Source organism: Paenibacillus sp. RU5M, from assembly GCF_900221055.1.
Classification (GTDB): Bacteria; Bacillota; Bacilli; order Paenibacillales; family Paenibacillaceae; genus Paenibacillus; species Paenibacillus marchantiae.
Map to the genome: position 1 here is coordinate 263,830 of NZ_OBQM01000007.1, position 20,291 is coordinate 284,120.

At 46.1% G+C, this 20,291-nt stretch carries 14 protein-coding genes; 5 read left to right on the forward strand and 9 right to left on the reverse strand.

What is annotated here, in order from left to right:
* Window positions 1–278: 278 nt before the first annotated feature.
* Window positions 279–2,564, forward strand: coding sequence for a helix-turn-helix domain-containing protein (locus CRO25_RS20870; RefSeq protein WP_079696280.1), 2,286 nt, complete (start codon window positions 279–281; stop codon window positions 2,562–2,564).
* 79 nt (window positions 2,565–2,643) lie between these two features.
* Here CRO25_RS20870 and CRO25_RS20875 read toward each other — a convergent pair whose 3' ends face one another.
* The gene (locus tag CRO25_RS20875; RefSeq protein WP_079696281.1) at window positions 2,644–3,669 is read right to left on the reverse strand and encodes a hypothetical protein; all 1,026 of its coding nucleotides are present in this window, start codon (window positions 3,667–3,669) and stop codon (window positions 2,644–2,646) included.
* A 181-nt stretch (window positions 3,670–3,850) separates the two neighbouring features.
* On the opposite strand from CRO25_RS20875, the gene CRO25_RS20880 reads away from it, so the two are divergent.
* Complete coding sequence (locus CRO25_RS20880) at window positions 3,851–5,038, forward strand: aminotransferase class I/II-fold pyridoxal phosphate-dependent enzyme (protein WP_079696282.1); 1,188 nt, start codon at window positions 3,851–3,853, stop codon at window positions 5,036–5,038.
* 177 nt (window positions 5,039–5,215) lie between these two features.
* On the opposite strand, the gene CRO25_RS20885 is transcribed toward CRO25_RS20880, so the two are convergent.
* The 3 genes from CRO25_RS20885 to CRO25_RS20895 all read right to left on the reverse strand — a co-directional run bounded on the left by CRO25_RS20885 (window position 5,216) and on the right by CRO25_RS20895 (window position 9,035).
* Window positions 5,216–7,264, reverse strand: a complete 2,049-nt coding sequence (locus CRO25_RS20885) for an iron ABC transporter permease (RefSeq protein ID WP_079696283.1) — start codon at window positions 7,262–7,264, stop codon at window positions 5,216–5,218.
* Complete coding sequence (locus tag CRO25_RS20890; protein WP_079696284.1) at window positions 7,261–8,262, reverse strand: ABC transporter substrate-binding protein; 1,002 nt, start codon at window positions 8,260–8,262, stop codon at window positions 7,261–7,263. Before CRO25_RS20890 ends, CRO25_RS20885 begins: the two co-directional genes overlap by 4 nt.
* A gap of 230 nt (window positions 8,263–8,492) precedes the next feature.
* On the reverse strand, window positions 8,493–9,035 hold the full coding sequence (locus tag CRO25_RS20895) for a CueP family metal-binding protein (protein ID WP_079696285.1): 543 nt from the start codon (window positions 9,033–9,035) through the stop codon (window positions 8,493–8,495).
* A 281-nt stretch (window positions 9,036–9,316) separates the two neighbouring features.
* Between CRO25_RS20895 and CRO25_RS20900 the strand changes: the two genes are divergently transcribed.
* Window positions 9,317–10,087 (forward strand): isoprenyl transferase, encoded by a 771-nt coding sequence (locus tag CRO25_RS20900; protein WP_079696286.1) that lies wholly within the window; start codon window positions 9,317–9,319, stop codon window positions 10,085–10,087.
* 2 nt (window positions 10,088–10,089) lie between these two features.
* Here CRO25_RS20900 and CRO25_RS20905 read toward each other — a convergent pair whose 3' ends face one another.
* The gene (locus CRO25_RS20905; RefSeq protein WP_256863714.1) at window positions 10,090–11,043 is read right to left on the reverse strand and encodes an alpha/beta fold hydrolase; all 954 of its coding nucleotides are present in this window, start codon (window positions 11,041–11,043) and stop codon (window positions 10,090–10,092) included.
* A gap of 111 nt (window positions 11,044–11,154) precedes the next feature.
* Here CRO25_RS20905 and CRO25_RS20910 point away from each other — a divergent pair, with 111 nt between their 5' ends.
* Window positions 11,155–11,868, forward strand: a complete 714-nt coding sequence (locus tag CRO25_RS20910; RefSeq protein WP_079696287.1) for a MerR family transcriptional regulator — start codon at window positions 11,155–11,157, stop codon at window positions 11,866–11,868.
* 111 nt (window positions 11,869–11,979) lie between these two features.
* Here the strand turns inward: CRO25_RS20910 and CRO25_RS20915 are convergent, their stop codons facing one another.
* The 4 genes from CRO25_RS20915 to CRO25_RS20930 form a co-directional block, all read right to left on the reverse strand.
* Window positions 11,980–13,017 (reverse strand): NAD(P)/FAD-dependent oxidoreductase, encoded by a 1,038-nt coding sequence (locus tag CRO25_RS20915; protein WP_063565413.1) that lies wholly within the window; start codon window positions 13,015–13,017, stop codon window positions 11,980–11,982.
* Entirely contained in the window at window positions 13,018–13,992 is a 975-nt protein-coding gene (locus tag CRO25_RS20920) for an ABC transporter substrate-binding protein (protein WP_079696288.1), read from the reverse strand.
* A 112-nt stretch (window positions 13,993–14,104) separates the two neighbouring features.
* The gene (locus CRO25_RS20925) at window positions 14,105–15,718 is read right to left on the reverse strand and encodes a helix-turn-helix domain-containing protein (protein WP_256863715.1); all 1,614 of its coding nucleotides are present in this window, start codon (window positions 15,716–15,718) and stop codon (window positions 14,105–14,107) included.
* A gap of 84 nt (window positions 15,719–15,802) precedes the next feature.
* The gene (locus CRO25_RS20930) at window positions 15,803–17,161 is read right to left on the reverse strand and encodes a PTS transporter subunit EIIC (protein WP_079696289.1); all 1,359 of its coding nucleotides are present in this window, start codon (window positions 17,159–17,161) and stop codon (window positions 15,803–15,805) included.
* A 332-nt stretch (window positions 17,162–17,493) separates the two neighbouring features.
* Here CRO25_RS20930 and CRO25_RS20935 point away from each other — a divergent pair, with 332 nt between their 5' ends.
* Window positions 17,494–20,145, forward strand: coding sequence for a cation-translocating P-type ATPase (locus CRO25_RS20935; RefSeq protein WP_079696290.1), 2,652 nt, complete (start codon window positions 17,494–17,496; stop codon window positions 20,143–20,145).
* Window positions 20,146–20,291 lie beyond the last annotated feature (146 nt).

The following is a 20,291-nucleotide window of genomic DNA, read 5'->3' on the forward strand; positions in this document are numbered from 1 at the left end:
GCACTTTGGAGTGAGGCGCACCCTCTCTTGCTTAGAAGATTGTAAATTGACTTGAATGTGAGGTAACTTCCCTTGTAAATCCAATGTACATCTCCACATTATACCATTTACTAAAAGGAAAGCGCTATCTACATGTTATATAACTTTTCGCCTTTACTCCTTTTTTCCAGATATCCGCGTATAATTCAGTAAAAGTGTATATTGTTTGTGTCAGCTTTATGCCGCTATGATAGGATTAGCCACTCGGTCCGAGGCTGTACTCAAGGGGGAATGTCATAATGAAGGGACTGCTTACAAGCAAATTTGCGCTGAATGGACTGTTTGTCAAGCTAATGCTGAGCTTCCTCAGTGTCATCCTGATTTTGGCTTCATTTAATCTGTTCTCCCATCTGTACTTAAGCAACAAGGTCTATCAGGAGATGGTCAGACAAAATGAACTCGGCCTTGCGCAGACCGTTGAAGGGTATGAGAATCATTTCCGACTGACCCAGAACATGATTCTGGCCCTCACCCAATCGGATACCTGGACAGCCAATCTGGGCATTTTGAGCCACATTAAGGAGAACCGCCGTTACGATATTCCCGCAGAGGTGAAGTCGGACCTCTCCACGCTGTACGCCAATCCTTTTCTGCATATCGACAACTTCATTCTCTATTTCAAGCAAGAAGACTATGTACTGGAGAAGGAAGGTCTTAGCAGTGCCAGCGATATGTTCGGTAAATATTATTATAGTAAAGAATATCCCCCGGATTACTGGAAAACTCAAACGATGAACAACCAGTTCCTGAAAGTAATGCCTGCCGCAGCTTTTACGGAAAATACCGTTCACTCATCCCGCTCTCTCGGTCAACTGATGCCGGTCATGATGAAAGCTATTCCCTACGAAGATGTGTACGGCATTATTATGCTGGATCCACAACGCATGCAGGACACATATGGCGATGCCGCTAATAATCCGTTCTACATTCTGGACAACGAGGGACGCCTGCTTTTTACCACGATGGAGGGGGAACTGCAGAATTCGCAGCTACCTGCAGACGGAAGCAAACATGAACGTATTGGGGATCAGTATTACTTCTATGAAAAAGGTAAGCAAACCGGATTTACCTATGTCCGGGTCACCCAGGCCGCAGTAATCGCCGCGGAAATGCGGGGCATGCAGCTGCTGCTGGCTTTCCTGCTTGGCGCTGCTGTGCTGATTAGCGTGATCTCCTCCCTGTTTTTCAGCATAAGATTAAACCAGCCGCTCCAGCGCCTTATTGCCGCTCTGGACCGAAATTCGGACAGCGGACCAGACAAATGGAGCAGTGTAAAAGAATTCGCCATGATCGGCGACCGCCTGAGCTCTATTCTGGAGAATAACCGTTACATTCAAAGCGACCTTGCGCAGAAGAACTCTCTTGTACGCCAGTACGCTTATATCCATAAAGTAAAGAATATACCGCTCAGCTCCTATCTGGCGGAGCTTGAGGATGCCCAGCATGCCGAGCAGCCTTATGTCTCCATTCTGTTCAAGGTGGGCTTCAAATCCCAGCCGGATGAATTCGGGCAGCATACCCTGTTATTATGGAAGCTAATTCAGAGCCTGTTCACCAGCAGCAAAACCAATAGCGTGGCCATTCAGCCCGAGCAGGACCAACTGCTCTTGCTGCTGTTCGATCCAGGTCCACAGAGTGGTATTCTTCAAGCGCTCGATACACTGAAGGAGTTGCTGGCTGTCGAGGAAACCCTTTACCTGACCATCGCGGTAAGTCCGGTGTATTCCGGAGAAATTCCGTTTACCGATGCGTACAGCAATCTGTCCATGCTGTTAAAAGAGCGCAGGCTGAATGGGGAGACACAAGTTATTGTGGAGCCGCGTGCTTCTTCGTCAAATGCCTTCCATGTGAAGGTCACTTATGGGGAGGAACTGCACAACCTGCTGCAGTCCGGCAATGAAGACGCCGTATTCGCTTGGTTGGATCGGCAGCTGGAGCAACTGCAACACAAGGATGCAGCCGCAGAAGACTTCCGCACATTTGCAATCGGCGCAGTCGAACAGATCAGCAAGACGGTGATGAAGCTGAATTTGACGAATATCGAATCCGAGCTTCGCTCTTCTCCTCCGGGAGAGGCATTTGCTGGTTTCCATTCCATGCAGCAATACAGGGAATGGCTTCAGGCGTTGGCTCAACCGGTACTTGCGGCAGTACGAAGCCAGCTGGAAACGCGTGATCCGGTTATCACCTTTGTGCTGGACTACCTGGATCATCATTATGGGGAAGATATTAATTTGAATATCGTCGCCGACAAGTTGAATTTAACATCAGGGTACCTCTCCAGTATTTTCAAGGAAAAGACTAACATCAACTTCAGCGAATATCTGAACAATCTGCGGGTTGAGCGGGCCAAGGAACTGCTTGTGAATGTAGATCTGCGAATTCAGGACATTGCGACACAGGTCGGCTATCAAAATGTGAATTCGTTCATCCGCATGTTCAAGCGTCGATACGGGCTGACCCCCGGAGAATACCGCAAGCGTCATGCGGGTGATGAGCCATTCATCTCCTCCAGCCATGGCTAACCAGATGTGAGCGGGCAAGAACCGTAGATTGTAAATACACCAGCGTCCGCTCGGAAGCAGGCGCTGGTGTACTGTCAGTTTACATTAGAATTTTGGACAGGTGTACAAGAGCCATCGAAGGAATTCGCTGTTCTTCAGGAATATGTTCATAGAGCAGATGCCCTTTTCCCGCTTCAATCATTTGTTTGCTCATACTAGCAATCCGACCTTTACTATGATCAATAAAACGAAAATCCACCTGTCGTAAACTTTGCATTTCAGTCAAACGTTCGAATGCCTCAGCCTTGATCCCTTTATGTATCTCTTTCAGTTCCAGCACCTCCAATTGATCCGCAGTCCACAGGTTCTCAATCTCTTGCAGAGACTTCATGAAATCCAGTTCAAGCTGACGCAGATTCTTCAAATGAGAGAAGTCGCACAACCGCTCGATTTTGGGTAGCGAAAGGTGCAGAAAGACCAGATGATGTAATGCTCCTACTGCATCGATCTCGGTTAGATTCTTTACGGACGATAATCTCAGCATACGGATATTCGATTCAGCCAGAACTTCGAGTGAACCAGCCAATGTACAGTGATCGAGAGCCAAATACTCGATAAATGGTAAGTCTACAACAAAATCAAGCTGATCAATGTCACAGTTTAGGACGAGGGTGCTCAACCGAATGCAGTCCTCAATCGGCGAGATATCGGGAAATTTCCCGCTAAGTGCGAGGTAACTCAAGTATTTGTAATTCCGGATGAAGTCCAGGTTTTGCTTTTTGGGTGAGCGAATGTTCAGAAACTCCATCTTTTGCAGCGCACTCAATATACTCAAATCTTGTGTTTGCTTGAGATCCAGCTGCAAAGCGGTGACATGTTTTAAACCAGCAAGTGCCTCCAGAAACTCTTCTGAATACCGCCCCTTCACATCTGTATTGGACACATTTAAAATCAAATCGGGTCGTTTGGCAAACACATGTTCATCCAGTGTTCGCAGATCATGCATCTCGTCCAGCCCGACAACAAAGCTAATCGTAGCCCTGTTCCGCAGTTGTACGATAGCCTTGTCCATTTTATCCTCGTTCCAGGGAACTCCACTCATCGAAGCGGCCCACGGTTCGTTCATTACTGGTCACCCTCCAATTCTCTGATACTTATCCATGTCTAGCTTTCCTTTAATTGTAAATCAAGAAGAGTACATTGAGAAGTCGAATACACATTCCGTGGTTACTTATCACCTGAAAACTCTGCTATAATACCCCCAAGTGTTATTCCCCAAGGGGAGATCAGGATGGAGGATAATCATCATGAAGTTTGCTAAACGTATGGAACATTTCAGTGAGGGGATATTCACACGTTTGCTGGAAATCAAGAGGCAACGACTGGAGAATGGAGAACCTGTATTCGATTTAAGTGTAGGCACACCCAATATTCCCCCTGCCCAACATATCATGACGGCTTTATGCGAGGCAGCAGCAGATGCTTCAAACTATACATATGCTGTAAATGATCAGAGCGAATTGCTGCAAGCAGTCAGTGAATGGTACAAGCGCCGTTACCATGTTGAACTGAACCCGAAAACCCAAATTTGCTCCTTGCTTGGATCACAGGAAGGACTCGCCCATATTTCTTTGGCGATCGTTGATGAAGGAGATTTAGTCCTTGTACCCGATCCTTGTTATCCAGTCTTTGCTGATGGACCTCTACTTGCAGGAGCCGAACTGTATTATATGCCCCAAAAAGAAGAACATGGATATGTTATTCAACTTCAGGACATTCCTGAAGCTGTTGCGCGCAAAGCAAAATTCATGCTTGTATCCTATCCCAACAATCCGACGACAGCAATGGCACCCGATCAGTTCTATCTGGATCTAATTGATTTTGCCAAGAAATATGACATTATCGTTCTTCATGACAATGCATACAGCGAGCTAGTGTTCGATGGGAAAACGTGCGGTAGTTTCCTTGCTTATCCCGGGGCGATGGATGTCGGCATTGAATTCAACTCGTTATCCAAAACCTATGGATTGGCTGGGGCACGAATCGGCTTTTGTGTGGGGAACCCGGATGTGGTATCTGTGCTTAAAAAGCTGAAATCCAACATGGATTACGGCATGTTTCTTCCGATTCAGAAGGCAGCCATTGCTGCAATCACAGGGGATCAGAGTGAAGTTGAGCGGGTCAGAGATATCTACGAGGAGCGCAGAGATATTCTTTGCGAAGGATTCAGCAACCTCGGTTGGCATATTGCCAAACCCGAAGCCAGCATGTTCATCTGGAGTCGGATTCCGGACCACTACGATACCTCAGAACAATTTGCCATGGATCTGGTTACACAAGCGGGTGTAATCGTAACGCCTGGGAGTGCCTTCGGACCTTCGGGTGAAGGATATGTGAGATTCGCTTTGGTTCAGGATAAAGAGACGTTGCAGCAAGCGATCCAATCGGTAGATAACTGTGGAATTTTAAAAAACAACTCCGTTATACCACGATAAGAGTTCAGCGTTACTTGTTAGAGTTATCCCCCAAGTCCTACACTGTGGACCAGGGGGATTTTTATTATTTTCAGCCAGGGTATATAAAAGGGGTATCTTTCTAAATCAGAAATACGGGACAAACGGGTAATAAAAAGCCTGCTCGATGGCAGGCTTCCTGAATTTAAAATCATTATATTATATTGACTTGCGCCAGTTGGAACGATACATCAAATACAGGAAATACGGTGTACCAATGATCGCAATGAGTATTCCTGATGGAATCTCTGTTGGCGCCATGACCGTTCTCCCGATCGTATCGGCCAGCACCAGCATGACAGCCCCCGCCAACGCGGATAAAAACATCGATCGTCTTAATTTGTGTCCCGTGAGCAGGCGAACCATATGGGGTGCAATAAGACCGATAAAGCCGACAGTCCCTACACAGGCAACAGCCCCTGCTGCCAGTAACACCCCTGTCGTCATCGCTAGTAATCGTGTGCGACGCACGCTCAGTCCAAGTCCTGATGCGCTATTGTCGTCGAATACCAACAATTCAAATCTGCGAGCCAACCACCAAGCCACCGGAACCAGAATAATTAAAAACAGGCCGATAATTTTAACCTGATCCCAGGTCCGAGCATAGGTACTTCCTGTTAGCCAGATGTATCCACTACTACCGTATACCGCACCACGTACAATCAGAATCTGAATTCCTGCTCCTGCAATGGCAGACATCGCAATTCCCAGCAACACAACCGCAGACGGGTTCAGCCCTTTCTTCCAAGAGAGGGAGAAAACAACTACTGCGGCGATGGCTGCACCGATGATTGCCGCTATGGGCAGCAAATAAATTGGTAGACCTGGGAACAAAATGATGACCATCATTGCTCCAAGCCCAGCACCAGAGGATACACCAACAATTGAGGCATCCGCCAGCGGATTACGTACCGCCATCTGAATGAGCACACCACTGATCGCCAGTGCAGCACCCGCACCTGCAGCAACTAGCGTACGCGGAATTCGAAGTTGAATCAACGCGGAGAATAGTCCATCTGATTGGAATAGACTTGGTAATAGATCAGCCAGCGGAATTCGCATACCGCCAAACATGGTACTGAGCAAGATCAGCACTACAGTGATGACCGAAAATAATACAGCCATCGGGCCGAATGCAAAGCGACGTGAAGGTGCTCCTGTACTCATCGAAGTGGACATGCCCGACCCGTTCGCTGCCTTCATGCGTGTGATTACAAGCCAGATCAGCCACGGTGCACCAATAATTGCCATTACAGCCCCTGTCGGCAGCTCCATACTGGAGTTATGCACCATCTTGGCGAGTACATCCGCACCAACCAAGAGAGCCGCTCCCCATATAAAAACACCAGGCAGCAGCAATCGATTGGAGCGTACTCCACTCAATCGAACCAAATGTGGTGCCACGAGTCCCACGAAGCCAATCGGCCCGATTACACTGACAATCACCGCAGCCAGCAATACCGCAATAATCAAACCGCCAGCACGAGCGAGTCCAACCTTTTGTCCCAATGAGGACGCCGTTGATTCATCCAGCTCCAGCATATCCCACTGTCTAGACAGGATTAGCGCGATAACGGTAATACCAATCACCCAAGGCCAAGCATAAGCTACGCCACTCCAGTCATTCTGGACGAGTGTTCCTGAACCCCAAAGAAACAGCCCCTGCGTTTCCATGGAGAAAAAAATATGCAGTGCGCTTGTAAATGAACCAAGCACCATGGACACAATCATACCGGACAATGCAAGTCGTACCGGGCTGGATCTTCGTCCGCCACCCATAAAATAAGCTGCGAATGCTGCCACCAGACCACCAAGAGCTGCAAATAGAAAAGGTGACTGACTGAGTAAGCCCGGAAAAAGAATGGTTCCCAGCACCACGATAAAGTACGCTCCTGCATTAATGCCCAACGTGTCTGACGCCGCGAGCGGATTTCGAGTAATCGTCTGTAACAGCGCTCCCGCTACAGCCAGAGCCCCTCCTGCAATAATACCAATAACCGTACGTGGCATACGCAAATCCCAAATCATATTGTGCTCTAAAGTATTCTGCCTGCCAGTAAGTGCGTCCCAAACGGTATGTAATGAAATGGCTGCCTCACCATAACAAAGGCTTACAAAAAAAAGCACGATGAGAGCGGATAGACCGCCCCCATATATGCTTATTGTGCGCCAGTTCATTGCTGGCCTAGTTGCCTGAACCGAACTCATTTGGTAATCGCCTCAACAACGCCATCAACCAATGCTTTGGAGGAAACGGGTCCACCAAATGTCCATGTCGTGCTATCCAGTTGATATGTGCGTTTTTCCTTAACAAAGTTGAGTCCGTTCCACACCGAGTTATCTTTCATTGCTGTGCCAAAAACATCATCGTCTGGCTGTGTAATATAAATGAAGTTACTATCCTTTACATCAGATAAGGATTCAATCCCCACTGTAGAGAAACCATAACCTTCTAATTTTTCTGGTTGCCAATCGTTAACCAAACCAATTTTGTTCAACGTGCCAATCACGACCGAGTTATCGGTAAACATGCGCAGACTGGCCGCATTTTGATACGTGAATGCCTGTGTCAGAGCAAAGTGGAAATTATCTTTACCTGCAGCAGCCAATTTTTCTTTGGCTTCTGCATAATGCTGATCCAGTTCATCCAGTACTTGCTTTGCTTTGTCCTCTTTGCCCAGAGCAGTTGCGATGTTATTAAAGATCTCTGTCATTTTGTCATAATTATAGCCATCGCCATCATACGGGTCGTATTCAATCGTTGGTGCAATTGCATTAAGCTGATCGTACACCGCAGTATTATTGTCTGCATTGGCAATGATGAGATCCGGTTTCAATGCAGCGATAGCTTCCAGATTCGGCTCACTCCGGGTTCCAATATCCGTCACACTGTCATCCAGACCTGCTTCGGATGATACATAGACTTTGTAATTGGCGTTATCTGCATTACCTACTGGTTGAACGCCCAGTGCAACCACATCTTCGGTGTATGTCCATTCCAACGTAACCACACGCTCTGCTGGCTTGTCGAGCGTCAGCTCTCCGCGTTTATGCTTCACCGTCACAGGGCCTGCTGTCTCTTCTGCAGGAGCACTTCCGGAATCAGCATCCTTACTTGCATCTGTAGTAGTATTGGCTTTACCGCATCCTGCCAGGACAAGCACAAACGCCAGCATGATCAAAAGTCCTTTTAATCCTTTTTTCATATCTCTTTTCTCCCCTATTTATATGTATTAATATGATAATAATTATCATTATCACTAATGGATTATCCCGTAGGATTGCGATTTTGTCAATTCAAAAGAGTTATTATTTTCTTTGCAATATCTTCCCTGTCACAGCATAAACAGAAAAAAAATGAAAGAACCCGCATTCAAGGCGGGCCTGGATCACATCGAGTCTTTTGAAATGATGTTAGAATGCACCGTACGACGATTTAACTCAACTGCATCGTTGTGATGCACGTATTATCTTCTTCATATGTAGATAACTGTGTCTCTGCAACCTTTCCGTCATGCACCACACGAATGAGGTATGACTTATCTCTGGCTAACCAAAAATCCATAAAACCGTTGGAGCCGGCCTTCATCTCAGCATCCTTCATAAGCGTATTCCCTTCAGAGTCATGAATCGTCACAATGAACTTCTTATTCTTCATTTCGCCCTGACATCCGGTCAGGCTATGAATTGCACAAGGATGAGTCTGATCCACATAGGGTGCAATGGAAAGGAAAAACTCCTTTTCAGGCAAGTCGTAGGTTGTCGTTTGGTTACCTTTATCCGTGACGATTAACTGGGTGGCATTAATGGAAGCCGATTCCGGTTTCTCCTTGCCTGTACTGATATCTTCTACTAATTTCTTAATATTGGGTGCTTCCGCGTTACCTGCCTCTTCTGTCCCCACATTGTTTGCAATCAGGAACGTTCCCAGTACAATCACAGCAACAAAACTGACAATAATCCAAATGGCTTTTTTCATTAAGTCCTCATCTCCTTATCCTTCTTATTTCATTATAAGGGAAAATACACCAACATTTAAGTGAATAAACGCATACGGCTGGAATGTAAAGGTTTTGATATAAAAAATCCTGGAATACGATGGTCGACTCATGTTCTGCACGATACTAATGTAGTAACCTATCATGGCTTGTCCCTGTGCAATCCTATATAATAACCATAAATTATGGAAATCATTTCGAACATTTGAATCCATTATACGTGTCTAACTTATTCTAGCTTGAGGATCAGGAGGAATTTCCAATGAAGTGGTACCGTGTACATAAAGAAAAACCGAATACACCCCATTCTATCGACTGGAACGGATTAATCCCGAAGCATATCGCTATTATGATGGACGGAAATGGAAGATGGGCGACAAGAAGAGGGCTGCCCCGAAGTGCCGGGCACTATGCAGGAATGCAGACGATGCGGGAAACGATAAGCATGTGCCACAAAAACGGGATTGCTTCGCTCACTCTGTACGCCTTCTCTACGGAAAACTGGAAAAGACCCAAGGAAGAGGTTGATTACATCATTAGTTTGGTGGTCGAATTTGTACAGGATACAACTGTTCAGGAACTGAATCGGAATAATATCAAAGTTAATTTTATCGGTGATATCTCAAAATTCCCAGAAGAAACACAGGAAGCGATGCGCAAAGTGGTGGAACTAACCCAAACGAACAGCGGGATGGCTGTGTATTTTGCGATGAATTATGGGGGTAAAAACGATATTGTACAAGCGATCAAAACGTACATCGTAGAAAACAATGAAGAAAACAAAGAAACCTCGGAAATCTCCGAGGCGGAATTCGAAAAGTTTTTGTATACCGGACTCAATCCTGCCCCCGATCTGCTGATCCGAACCAGTGGGGAGAAACGGTTAAGCAATTTTCTATTATGGCAAGCCGCTTATTCCGAGCTCTGGTTCACGGATGTGATGTGGCCGGATTTCAATGAGCAATTGTTATACGAATCCATTCTGGATTATCAGCAGCGCAAACAAAGAGCTTTAGACGATATCACACAGTAATATCAACTTGTTTTTGCCGATCCTGAGCTTAAATGAGTTTTTAACCAGGGATGGATAATAGGGAGAACGGTGCTGGGCTGCATGGCTTTGGTGTGATCCATATCCGCTCCCTTGATGATTTCGACGGTCCAGCCGAGGTTTTCAAGAACGGATTTATGCTTTTGCAATCGTCCAGCGATATCCACCGTCACACTGCCAAATTTCTCACCATACACAATCGTATCTCTCTCTCCTGCAAAAGCCAATCTGGGGATATTCAACTGAGTTTGAATACGTTGATCATCGAAATCAATTAAACCTTGATACAAGGTCGCAAATTGTTTCGTTTGAGCCGGATCGATCTTTAACTCCAAGTTGTCCCAATCCAATTGATCCGGACTCAATTCTTCAGCTTTCATTAGAGTTTCTGCTGAGTGTATTTCTCCCGTTTCTTCATACTGCTTCAATGCTCCCTCATATGTCTTTGTGGTCACTACTCTCATTTCCTCATACGGCCCCTCGTATGGCGGGAATCCTCCCATAATGAGACTTTCCATTCGGTCAGTCCGCAGGGCTAACTGCAGTCCAACGAGAGCCAGCCAGGAGTATCCATAATAACTAAATCGATTCACATTCATCTGATCCGCAATTCGTAACAAATCCTGAGCGATATATTCGGGCGTAAAATGTTCCGGATGGGGATGTGCCATATAGTGGCCTTCATAATCAAAATGCAGGATCTGAAATTCATCGGAAAGTCCGTCGATAAACTTTGCACCCAATTCAGGATCAACACCCCATAACTTTAGGGTTTCAGCTTCTTGTCCAGTTACGGACTTTTTGGCTATGGGCAGCATGATGACACTACGATCTTGCGCTCCCGTCAGACCCACTTCAAGCTGCGAGCCATTTAACAATGTAATCATTTTCTGCAATTGAATCATTCCTTTACTGTTGATATCCTCAGTGTATAACATGGATGCAACCTTTCGGTTTTCATTATAAAATGTGGATAAAATATGGACTTTGGCGAGTTGTATGTTAGTGTAGCACTTGAAGGTTCTACTTGAAGCATGAGGAGAAGAAACATGAACCGAACATATACACCTGGGCAGATTGCCACAATGCTGAATGTAAGTTCAACTACACTGCGACGGTATGAAAAGGAGAACCTGATTCCTGACGTTCCACGGACCGCCAGCAATCACAGGTACTATACCCCTGTTCATCTTCAGGCGTTTGTCGCCATTCGTTTATTATTGAAAGGGTATGAGATTCCCGTTGCATATGAGGTTATGAGAAAAGTAAAACAGGGTGATACAATCGATGCCCTCTGGCTTATAAACCAACAGCTGTACAACAGCCAACTGGAGAAGCAACGAATGGAAGACATATGGAAGATGGTGCAACAGGTGGATTTTGCTAACGATCGAAAGGTTGGAACGACGGAGGCGATGACGATTGGAAAAGCTGCCGAAGCAGCCCGGGTCAACACTTCTGCTATCAGGCATTGGGAAACCGAAGGCTTGATTTGCTCGGAAAGAGACCCTAACAACGGTTATCGAATGTATACCCGAGCCGAGTTAAGAAAGATATTGGTCATTAGCAGTTTAAGAAAATCCGTCTACTACATTGAACATATGAAAGAGCTTCTGAACACTGTCGGCACGCAGGATTATACACAGATTAATAATGCCTTCCAACTGGCTCTGCAAAAGCTTAACAGCCAACTGTCCCTACAATTTGCAGGCGTGAAGGAACTTATGACATATATTGAATTATTTCAGGAACCACAGGGGTAACTTATTGGTTAGTTGAGATTGGAAGTTTTAATAAAAAAAGCCCGACACATGTTCGAGAAATTCAATACCGGTCGGGCTTCTTACTGTTACTTCACGTTCTAACATGCTGATTTACAGGGTAGAAATGGCTTTGTTTTTCTCAAAGAACCTTGCATTATGGGACGATACTCCTGCCATATCGGAAGCGGTCGGCTCCAGATAGAGCTTGGCACTATTCACTGCGAGTACGGCATCATTAAATGCACCAGCAATCAGACGAACTTTACTTCCATAGGTAATAAAATCACCTGCTCCGAAGATTCCCGGCTGACTTGTGCACATTCGCGGATCAACCGAGATACCGTAATCTTCACGTTCCAGTCCCCAATGGACCAGGTTACCGAAATCACGATCGTATCCATGACTTACAACCACTTCATCCACTTCAATTGGCATGATCTCCCCATTGTCTACATGGGCAAGTTCGACGCGGCCTATTTTGTCTCCTGTACCGTATAAGCGCGAGATGCTGTAAGGAGTCAAGACTTGGGCAAAAGCTTTCATCTGGGCAACAGGCAGCTCATGTGCCGTAAACTCCTGGCGTCTGTGCACCACAATGACCTCCCGCGCCAATCCCTCCATTTCATTCGCCCAATCTATTGCGGAATCCCCGCCTCCCGAGATCAGCACACGTTTATCCTTGAATCTGGACAGATCCGTAATGGTATAGTGTAGATTCGTCAGCTCATACCGATTTGCGCCTTCAATATCCAGCTTCTGAACCTGCGTCATGCCTCTGCCTGCACATAACAAAATCGTACGCGTGTAATGACGCTCTCCTGTCTTTGAGGTGAGTACAAATACTTGATCATCGCGTCGTTCCATCTGAGCAATTTCCTGGCCGAATACAATGGTTGGATCGAAGGTTCTTGCCTGTCTTTCCAGGGAATCAATCAATTTCTCACAACGAATCGGATCAACTCCACCTACATCCCAGACCAGTTTCTCCGGGTACGTGCGCATAAATCCGCCCAATTCCTCTTTGGCTTCAATGATTTTGGTACGCATGGCTCTCATCCCGCTGTAAAATGCAGCATACATTCCTGCCGGTCCGCCACCAACAATCGTTATATCGTAAATGTCCAATTGCTGCTCTGCTTCAGTATTCATCTAGAGCACCAACTTTTCAACGACATAATCCAACAACTTGGCCGACCCAATAGGGCCCACACCTGTTACAAAATCACTCGTTTTCAGCGGAAAGACATGATTGTCTTTCACGGCGTTCAAGCTCGCCCACACTTTGCTTTCTTTCAGGTTATCCATGGATTCCTTCGTATCATAGCCTTTCAGCGTCCTGTCTTCTAGAAATATATAATCCGGGTTCATTTCCGGCAAAAATTCCAGGGAAAACTGGCTAAACCAATCGGTAGAGTCTTTGATGACTTCAGGGCTGTTCAGACCCAAAGTATCATAGAAAAAGACACTGCTGCTTCCTCCTTTGGGACCCATGAAACGGTAACGATTGTGCTCTACTCGAAGAACCAGCACGGTTTTGCCGCCGATGGCTTGAGAAATTTTCTCCTGTGCCTGCTTCGCCTTCTCATCAAATTCAGCCAGCACTTTGGCAGATTCCTCTGTCTTGTCAAAGACGGCAGCCAGCTTCGGCATGGCAATCTGCATTTCACTGTTGGAATCCAGAGCCACCGTTGGAGCAATCTTGGATAGTTCATCATATACGCCTTGCTCCATACCTACGCCTGCGGTAACAATTATATCTGGTGACAACGTCAGCAATTGTTCATAATTATATTGATATTGTTCCGCTTCAATCATTTGGACCCCGTGTTCCTCAAAATAAGACGCACGATATTCCGGCTCAATCTCCGGAACAAATATAACCATCTGCGGTGTAACGCCCATCTCGATCAAGTACTCGGCATAGATGGAATCTAGTACAAGCATATTTTGAGGATTCATAGGAATCGTCACCTCTCCAAACTGATCCCGAACAACTTTCGTCTCATTTTTCTCTGCCGTTTTTGCTGAAGCTTCCACTTCTTTATCAGAAGAACCGGAACAGGCCGAAAGCACCAAACTTAGTGCCAACAGCACCATTCCCAAACCCTTAAACCTTCGTGACATGATCTACTCGCCCCTTATGTAATATTGATAATGATAATTATTATCAAATACTAGCAAATAGGAAGAGATCCTTCCATAGGAGATGGTGCGTATTTAGTTGGATTATTGTGCTCTACCATACATTGGTGACCAGACTATTCACAATTTCATTCAAAATCATTTGCTGTCCAATAATTCCACGGCCATCCACCCACAGGCGAGTATCCACGAGAAATACCCTGTTGTTTTTTACAGCCTTCAAGTCATTCCATTGAGAGCTCTCCACTAACTTCTTCATATTTTCTTGAGCACTAAAGTGCTGCATAACTCGTTTCTCCACAAACAGGTAATCGGGATTGGCTTTGGCCAACAAGTCGAGTGAGCAAGGATTAAACCACGCCTCCCCTGCTTGCAGCGGCTGTGGCAGAGTTAAACGGAGCTGTTCGTACAGTAAATGGGATACCCCATTAGAATGACCACCCAAATATCGATAACCAAACGGTTCTACCCTCAGTACCATCACGGTAGAGGAAGATTGGACAAGATGCTGCAGTTGCTGCTGTGCTGCGTTTACTTTCAATTTCATCTGCATATGGAGTTTATGGGCTGTATCTTCTCGGTGAAAAAAGCCTGCCAGTTGACGGAGCAGAGCCTCCACATCGTTATTTAAACCGGTTATGATGGGTGCAATTGTGCGCAGCTTTTGTTTGATCTCTTCTGTCCAACAATTTCCCATAATGCATTCAGGCTGAACTTGCCGAATCAGTTCCACATCCAGCTCATATTGTGAGACTTCCAACATCTTCACCTGATGCGTTTCAAATAGTTCATGTTGATGTTCAGGCAAAAGCAAGGGAGTTACCACAACGGCATGTGGAATAATCCCCAAGTGAATCAGCACTTCCGCACAAAGCGGGGAAAGACATACGATTTTACGCTGGGGTAACGTTTGTGCATAATTTCTCGGGGACACACCCGTTAACTGTTTGAAACGACGACTGAAATAATGAGCATCCTCGAATCCGGTCTTCTTCGCAATGTCCTGAGATGTTGCCGTTGATAACAACAGTTCCTCTTGAGCACGATAGATCCGGTAATGAGCCAGATAATCCAGAGGCGGCTTTCCATACCGCTCACTGAATTTGCGGGAATAATGCCAGGGACTTATGCCTGCTATCTCAGCTAATTGCTTGCGTGTGATGACCTGTTCATAATGCTGCTGCATGTAATCCACAGTGCGGAGAATGCTTTGTTCCACGGTAGGCTCCTCTTCTAACAGCTCCCGGTATACATGTTGTAACAGTTCATACACCAAAAGCTGATTTCCTACATGTACTACATTGGGATTAGGAGAACCTTCTTCACTCCAATGTTGGCTAAGACTCGCCAGTGTGCCACCGGTTAATTTTACTTTTTGATACGTGTCCCCTGACGGTACATGCCATTCATATTTCACTACTTCACCTCGGTCTGGGAACATCGCGTATGTATCGAACTGAACATGCCATCCGGCCAGATCCAGATTGCCACCCTCTATCACTTCAATCACGGTGTTTTCTTGCACTGCAACTAACTCCCCATAAGATACCTGAACCCTATGACCATTAATATTCCAGATCGCTTTCCCGTCGAGGATAAGTAGTAAGGCATGACTTGAAAAGTGATGCCTTTTGCCCGCACTCATCCATTGGTCTGTAAGTGGCTTAGTTGACTTCCATTGAGCCATCCACTCTATGTTGTTGGGCATTTTTGTTATCCTTTCTGTGGCTGTCCTATTATTAACTCTACAATACACGAAAGCCCGCACCATCAGGTACGGGCTTTTCTTAATTTATACGTGTTTCCGTTCCTTTCCTATCATCCAATAGGTGAGCACACCTGACACACAGAAGGAAATAATCAAACCAACGCAGGCATGTAACAGATTCAGGCTCCCTTCCTCCATAAATAGCGGAATTTCCAGCAGACTTCCGGACCCACCCAATGCAACTGCTATGACGGACATCAGCCCGAAATACAGTCCTCCTGCAGCACCGCCCAGCAATGCCGAATAAAAAGAGGCCCTCTTTCTCATATTGACCGCATACATCGCAGGCTCTGGGGTACCTAATAAAGCAGTTCCTGTTGCCCAGAAAGCCAGCTTCCTGAATTCCCGCTGTTTGCTTCTTAGCCCAGTAGCGAGTGAAGCTCCTGCTTGTGCAACGAAGGCAACTAACATGACAGGGAGAATGAGGGAGAAACCATTAACCATCAATTCATTGATTATGATAGGTAAAAGCCAGTAATGTAATCCAGCGATCATCATTAGGGAATAAACCGCTCCCAGCAGCATAATTGCTACAATCGGGGCATCATTCAGTAGTGAATCTACCACATCCGGTAAATACTGATCAATCCAAGTACCAATTGGACCAAGTACCATCAGAACCAATGGAACGAGAATCAGAAACGTCAACAATGGAGCAAGAATTCCTTTAAAGACTCTTGGGCTTATTCGCTCAACGACTCTTTCCAGATAGGACGCCGCACATATCGTCAAAATCACCCAAATTGTAGCTGAAAAAAAGACCGCTTGTGACACAATGGGTACACCCATAAAATGAACATCCTCTTCACCTGACAATAAAGCGGTCATTTGCGGGTAGAACATTAGTCCGCCAATCGCTGCGGCAACATAAATATTGCTTTTTAACCGATAGGCTGTACTGAGGGCTACCAGGATTGGCAACAGATAATACACACTATCTCCAATGGATTTAAATATCAGGAATGTCTGACTATCCATCAGTGAGGATTCGTTAAATAACGTAATGACGGCTAGAACAATCTTGAGCACTGCAGCTCCCAGGATGGCGGGCATCAGAGGCCTGAACACATCGGAAATAAAATATAACAATGATTTTTTACGGGTACGCCTTGTTTCAGGCAGTGCGTCCCCTTCTGCTTTCCCCACTCCCATGCCCTGTAGCGTATTATATAGTTGGGAGGACTCGTCCTCATATGCTATGGAGCAATAATCGCCTGTTATACGAATATCGGCGCCAAGATCCAATTCATCAGATACTGATAGATCCATTCGAGTACGGTCACGCAATGTCAGCGTAGTGGTATCCATGTCATGCTGCACATGACGAATATTTTCCTTTCCCCCTGCGAGTTTCAATAGTGCTTCGATTTGCTTGTCATTCATATGTACCTTCTCCTTATGCTGCGGTAAACCCGAGTTTTATGATATGCCCTTATCTATATACGCATTTCCATGAAAAAACTTCAATAGGATAAAAAAAACTAATTCCCCTTTTATTTCATAGTTTTTGCGCAAGGTACAATGACCTAATCAAAATAAACAGCAAAAGTATATCCAACACACCGCATAGCAAACGAATGAGATTTACCAGACGCGGAGATTCTACCTATGGAGTTCATAAATTTGATAAAGTTTCACTGGTTCTTAGACGCCTGCAAGGTTATATACACAAGGAAACCTAATATCTGAAATCTATGATCCAAGGAGCTGGTCATTTGCAATATTACAGACATAGTGCAGAGGAGACACTTCAGGACGTTCAGAGTTCCACTAATGGGCTCACAACCTCTGAGGCTGCGAAGAGACTGGAGACGGAAGGCTATAACGAGATAAAAGGAAAAGCTGCAACACCAATTTGGAAGCTGTTTATTGAAAATTTTAAAGATCCTATGGTTATCGTGCTGCTTATCGCAGCCACTGTTCAGATTGTCCTTGGACACCTGATCGAATCGCTAATCATTTTTCTCGTCATTCTGTTAAATGCGGTAATCAGCGTTGTGCAGACCAAAAAGGCCGAAAGTTCCCTGGATGCACTCCGGCAGATGTCTGCTCCCGAAGCCAAAATCATTCGTGACGGGCAGAAAAAAACGATTCCCGCGCGGGAACTTGTTCCCGGTGATATTGTCTTGCTGGATGCAGGGGATTATGTCCCTGCAGACGGCCGCATTTTGGAGTCAGGCAGCTTACGAATCAACGAGGGAATGCTTACAGGTGAATCCGAAGCAGCGGAGAAACATGCAGATGCCATCCCGGAAGAAGCTCCGATCGGTGACCGTCGCAATATGGCATTCAGTGGATCACTGGTGGTGTATGGTCGGGGTACGCTTGTCATTACGGGTACAGCGCTGAAAACGGAAATCGGCAAGATTGCCGAATTGATTGAAAATGCAGAAGCGAAGGAAACCCCGCTACAACGTAAATTGGAATCGTTTAGTAAGAAGCTTGGCTTCTTTATCCTGGGCTTATCGATTCTTATTTTCGCCATAGAAGCAGGACGTGTCTGGTTAACTGAAGGAACCGAAAATATCGGGCCATCCATAGTGAATGCCCTAATGTTCGCAGTTGCCGTCGCTGTCGCCGCCATCCCTGAAGCCCTTTCCTCCATAGTGACGATTGTATTGTCTCTGGGAACGAACAAAATGGCCAAGCAGCACGCCATCATCAGACGTCTTCCTGCCGTGGAAGCTTTGGGTTCTGCCAGTATTATCTGTACTGACAAAACAGGAACGCTCACTCAAAACAAAATGACCGTGGTGGACTATTACATTCCCCATGGCACAAAAGATCAATTCCCCGATGATCCCAAACAGTGGTCTGCAGAGGAACGGCGTTTGTTACATATTGCAGTACTCTGCAATGATTCGAATATTAACCAAGAAGGCAAGGAACTTGGTGATCCCACCGAGGTAGCGCTCATCGCCTTCAGTAACCGGGTGAACAAGGATTACAATGAAATTCGTGACCAGTTTCCGCGTGAAGCCGAGCTTCCTTTTGACTCGGATCGGAAATTGATGAGCACTGTGCACACATTTGAAGGACAGACGGCTTTGCTGACCAAAGGTGGACCGGATGTGCTGTTCAGTCGCTGTAGTCATGTATTTATGAACGGTGAAGTTCAGCCATTGACATCTGAGATTCGCACGCAGTTTGAAGAAAAGAATGAAGCTTTCTCCAAACGGGCCTTCCGTGTGCTAGCCTACGCCTACAAAAAGTTTGATGACAAAAATCAGGTCACGGTAGAGGACGAATATGATCTAACACTTGTTGGTCTGACAGCCATGATTGATCCACCGCGTGAAGCGGTATATGGTTCCATCGAAGAATGCAAGAAGGCGGGCATTCGCACGATCATGATCACTGGCGACCACAAAACAACAGCCCAAGCGATCGGTATTGATATCGGACTTGCAGGCCCGGATGATCTGGCCCTTACCGGAGCAGAGCTGGACAAACTGTCGGATCAAGAACTCGATCAGCAGCTCGAACATATCTCGGTGTATGCACGTGTATCTCCTGAAAATAAAATCCGCATCGTGCGTGCGTGGCAGCGCAAAGGCAAGATTGCAGCCATGACCGGAGATGGTGTCAACGACGCACCTGCACTGAAACAGGCAGACATCGGCGTAGCGATGGGCAGCGGGACGGATGTCGCGAAAGATGCGGCAGCCATGATTTTGACGGATGATAACTTTGTCTCCATCGTGAATGCAGTCAGTGTAGGGCGTATGGTATTCGATAATATCAAAAAAGCCATTGCGTACCTGTTTGCAGGAAACCTGGGGGCTATTATCGCCATTTTGTTTGCATTAGTGGTCGGTTGGGTGAACCCCTTCACAGCCCTCCAGCTGCTCTTCATCAATCTGGTAAATGATTCCCTGCCTGCTATTGCACTGGGTACGGAAAAAGCTGAACCGGATGTCATGCGGCGGAAACCGCGGGATATCAACGAAGGTATCTTTGCCGGCGGAACATTGCAGGCTGTCATTACACGTGGTGTTCTGATCGGGGTGGCTGTTATCGTGTCCCAATATATTGGACTTGGGATCTCAGAGGAAATGAGTGTGGCAATGGCCTTCACGACCCTGATTCTGGCACGGAGTCTGCAAACTTTTGCAGCGCGCTCCAACACACAGACGATTTTCCAGGTCGGCTTCACCACTAACAAATATGTCCTCGGCTCCATCCTGGTTTGTCTCTGCCTGTATGGAATCACGCTGATTCCAGGGGTTCGTAGCATCTTCGCCATCCCGGCAGCCTTTGGCTGGAATGAGTTTTTCATCGCAGGGGGACTTGCTCTCGCAGCGGTCATTCTGATGGATGTCATCAAGTGGATTCGCAATCGTGGCACACCAGCTACTACGTCCTAAAAATAAACAGATGAAAATGCTCATGTGCAAAAACGACGTCCTGGGTCAGGACGCCGTTTTTGTTTAACCACCCAATGAATTCGTATGACATTATTGCCATATACATAGATTGAGCGTAAAATGGTTTATTGAATTCATAGACAGGA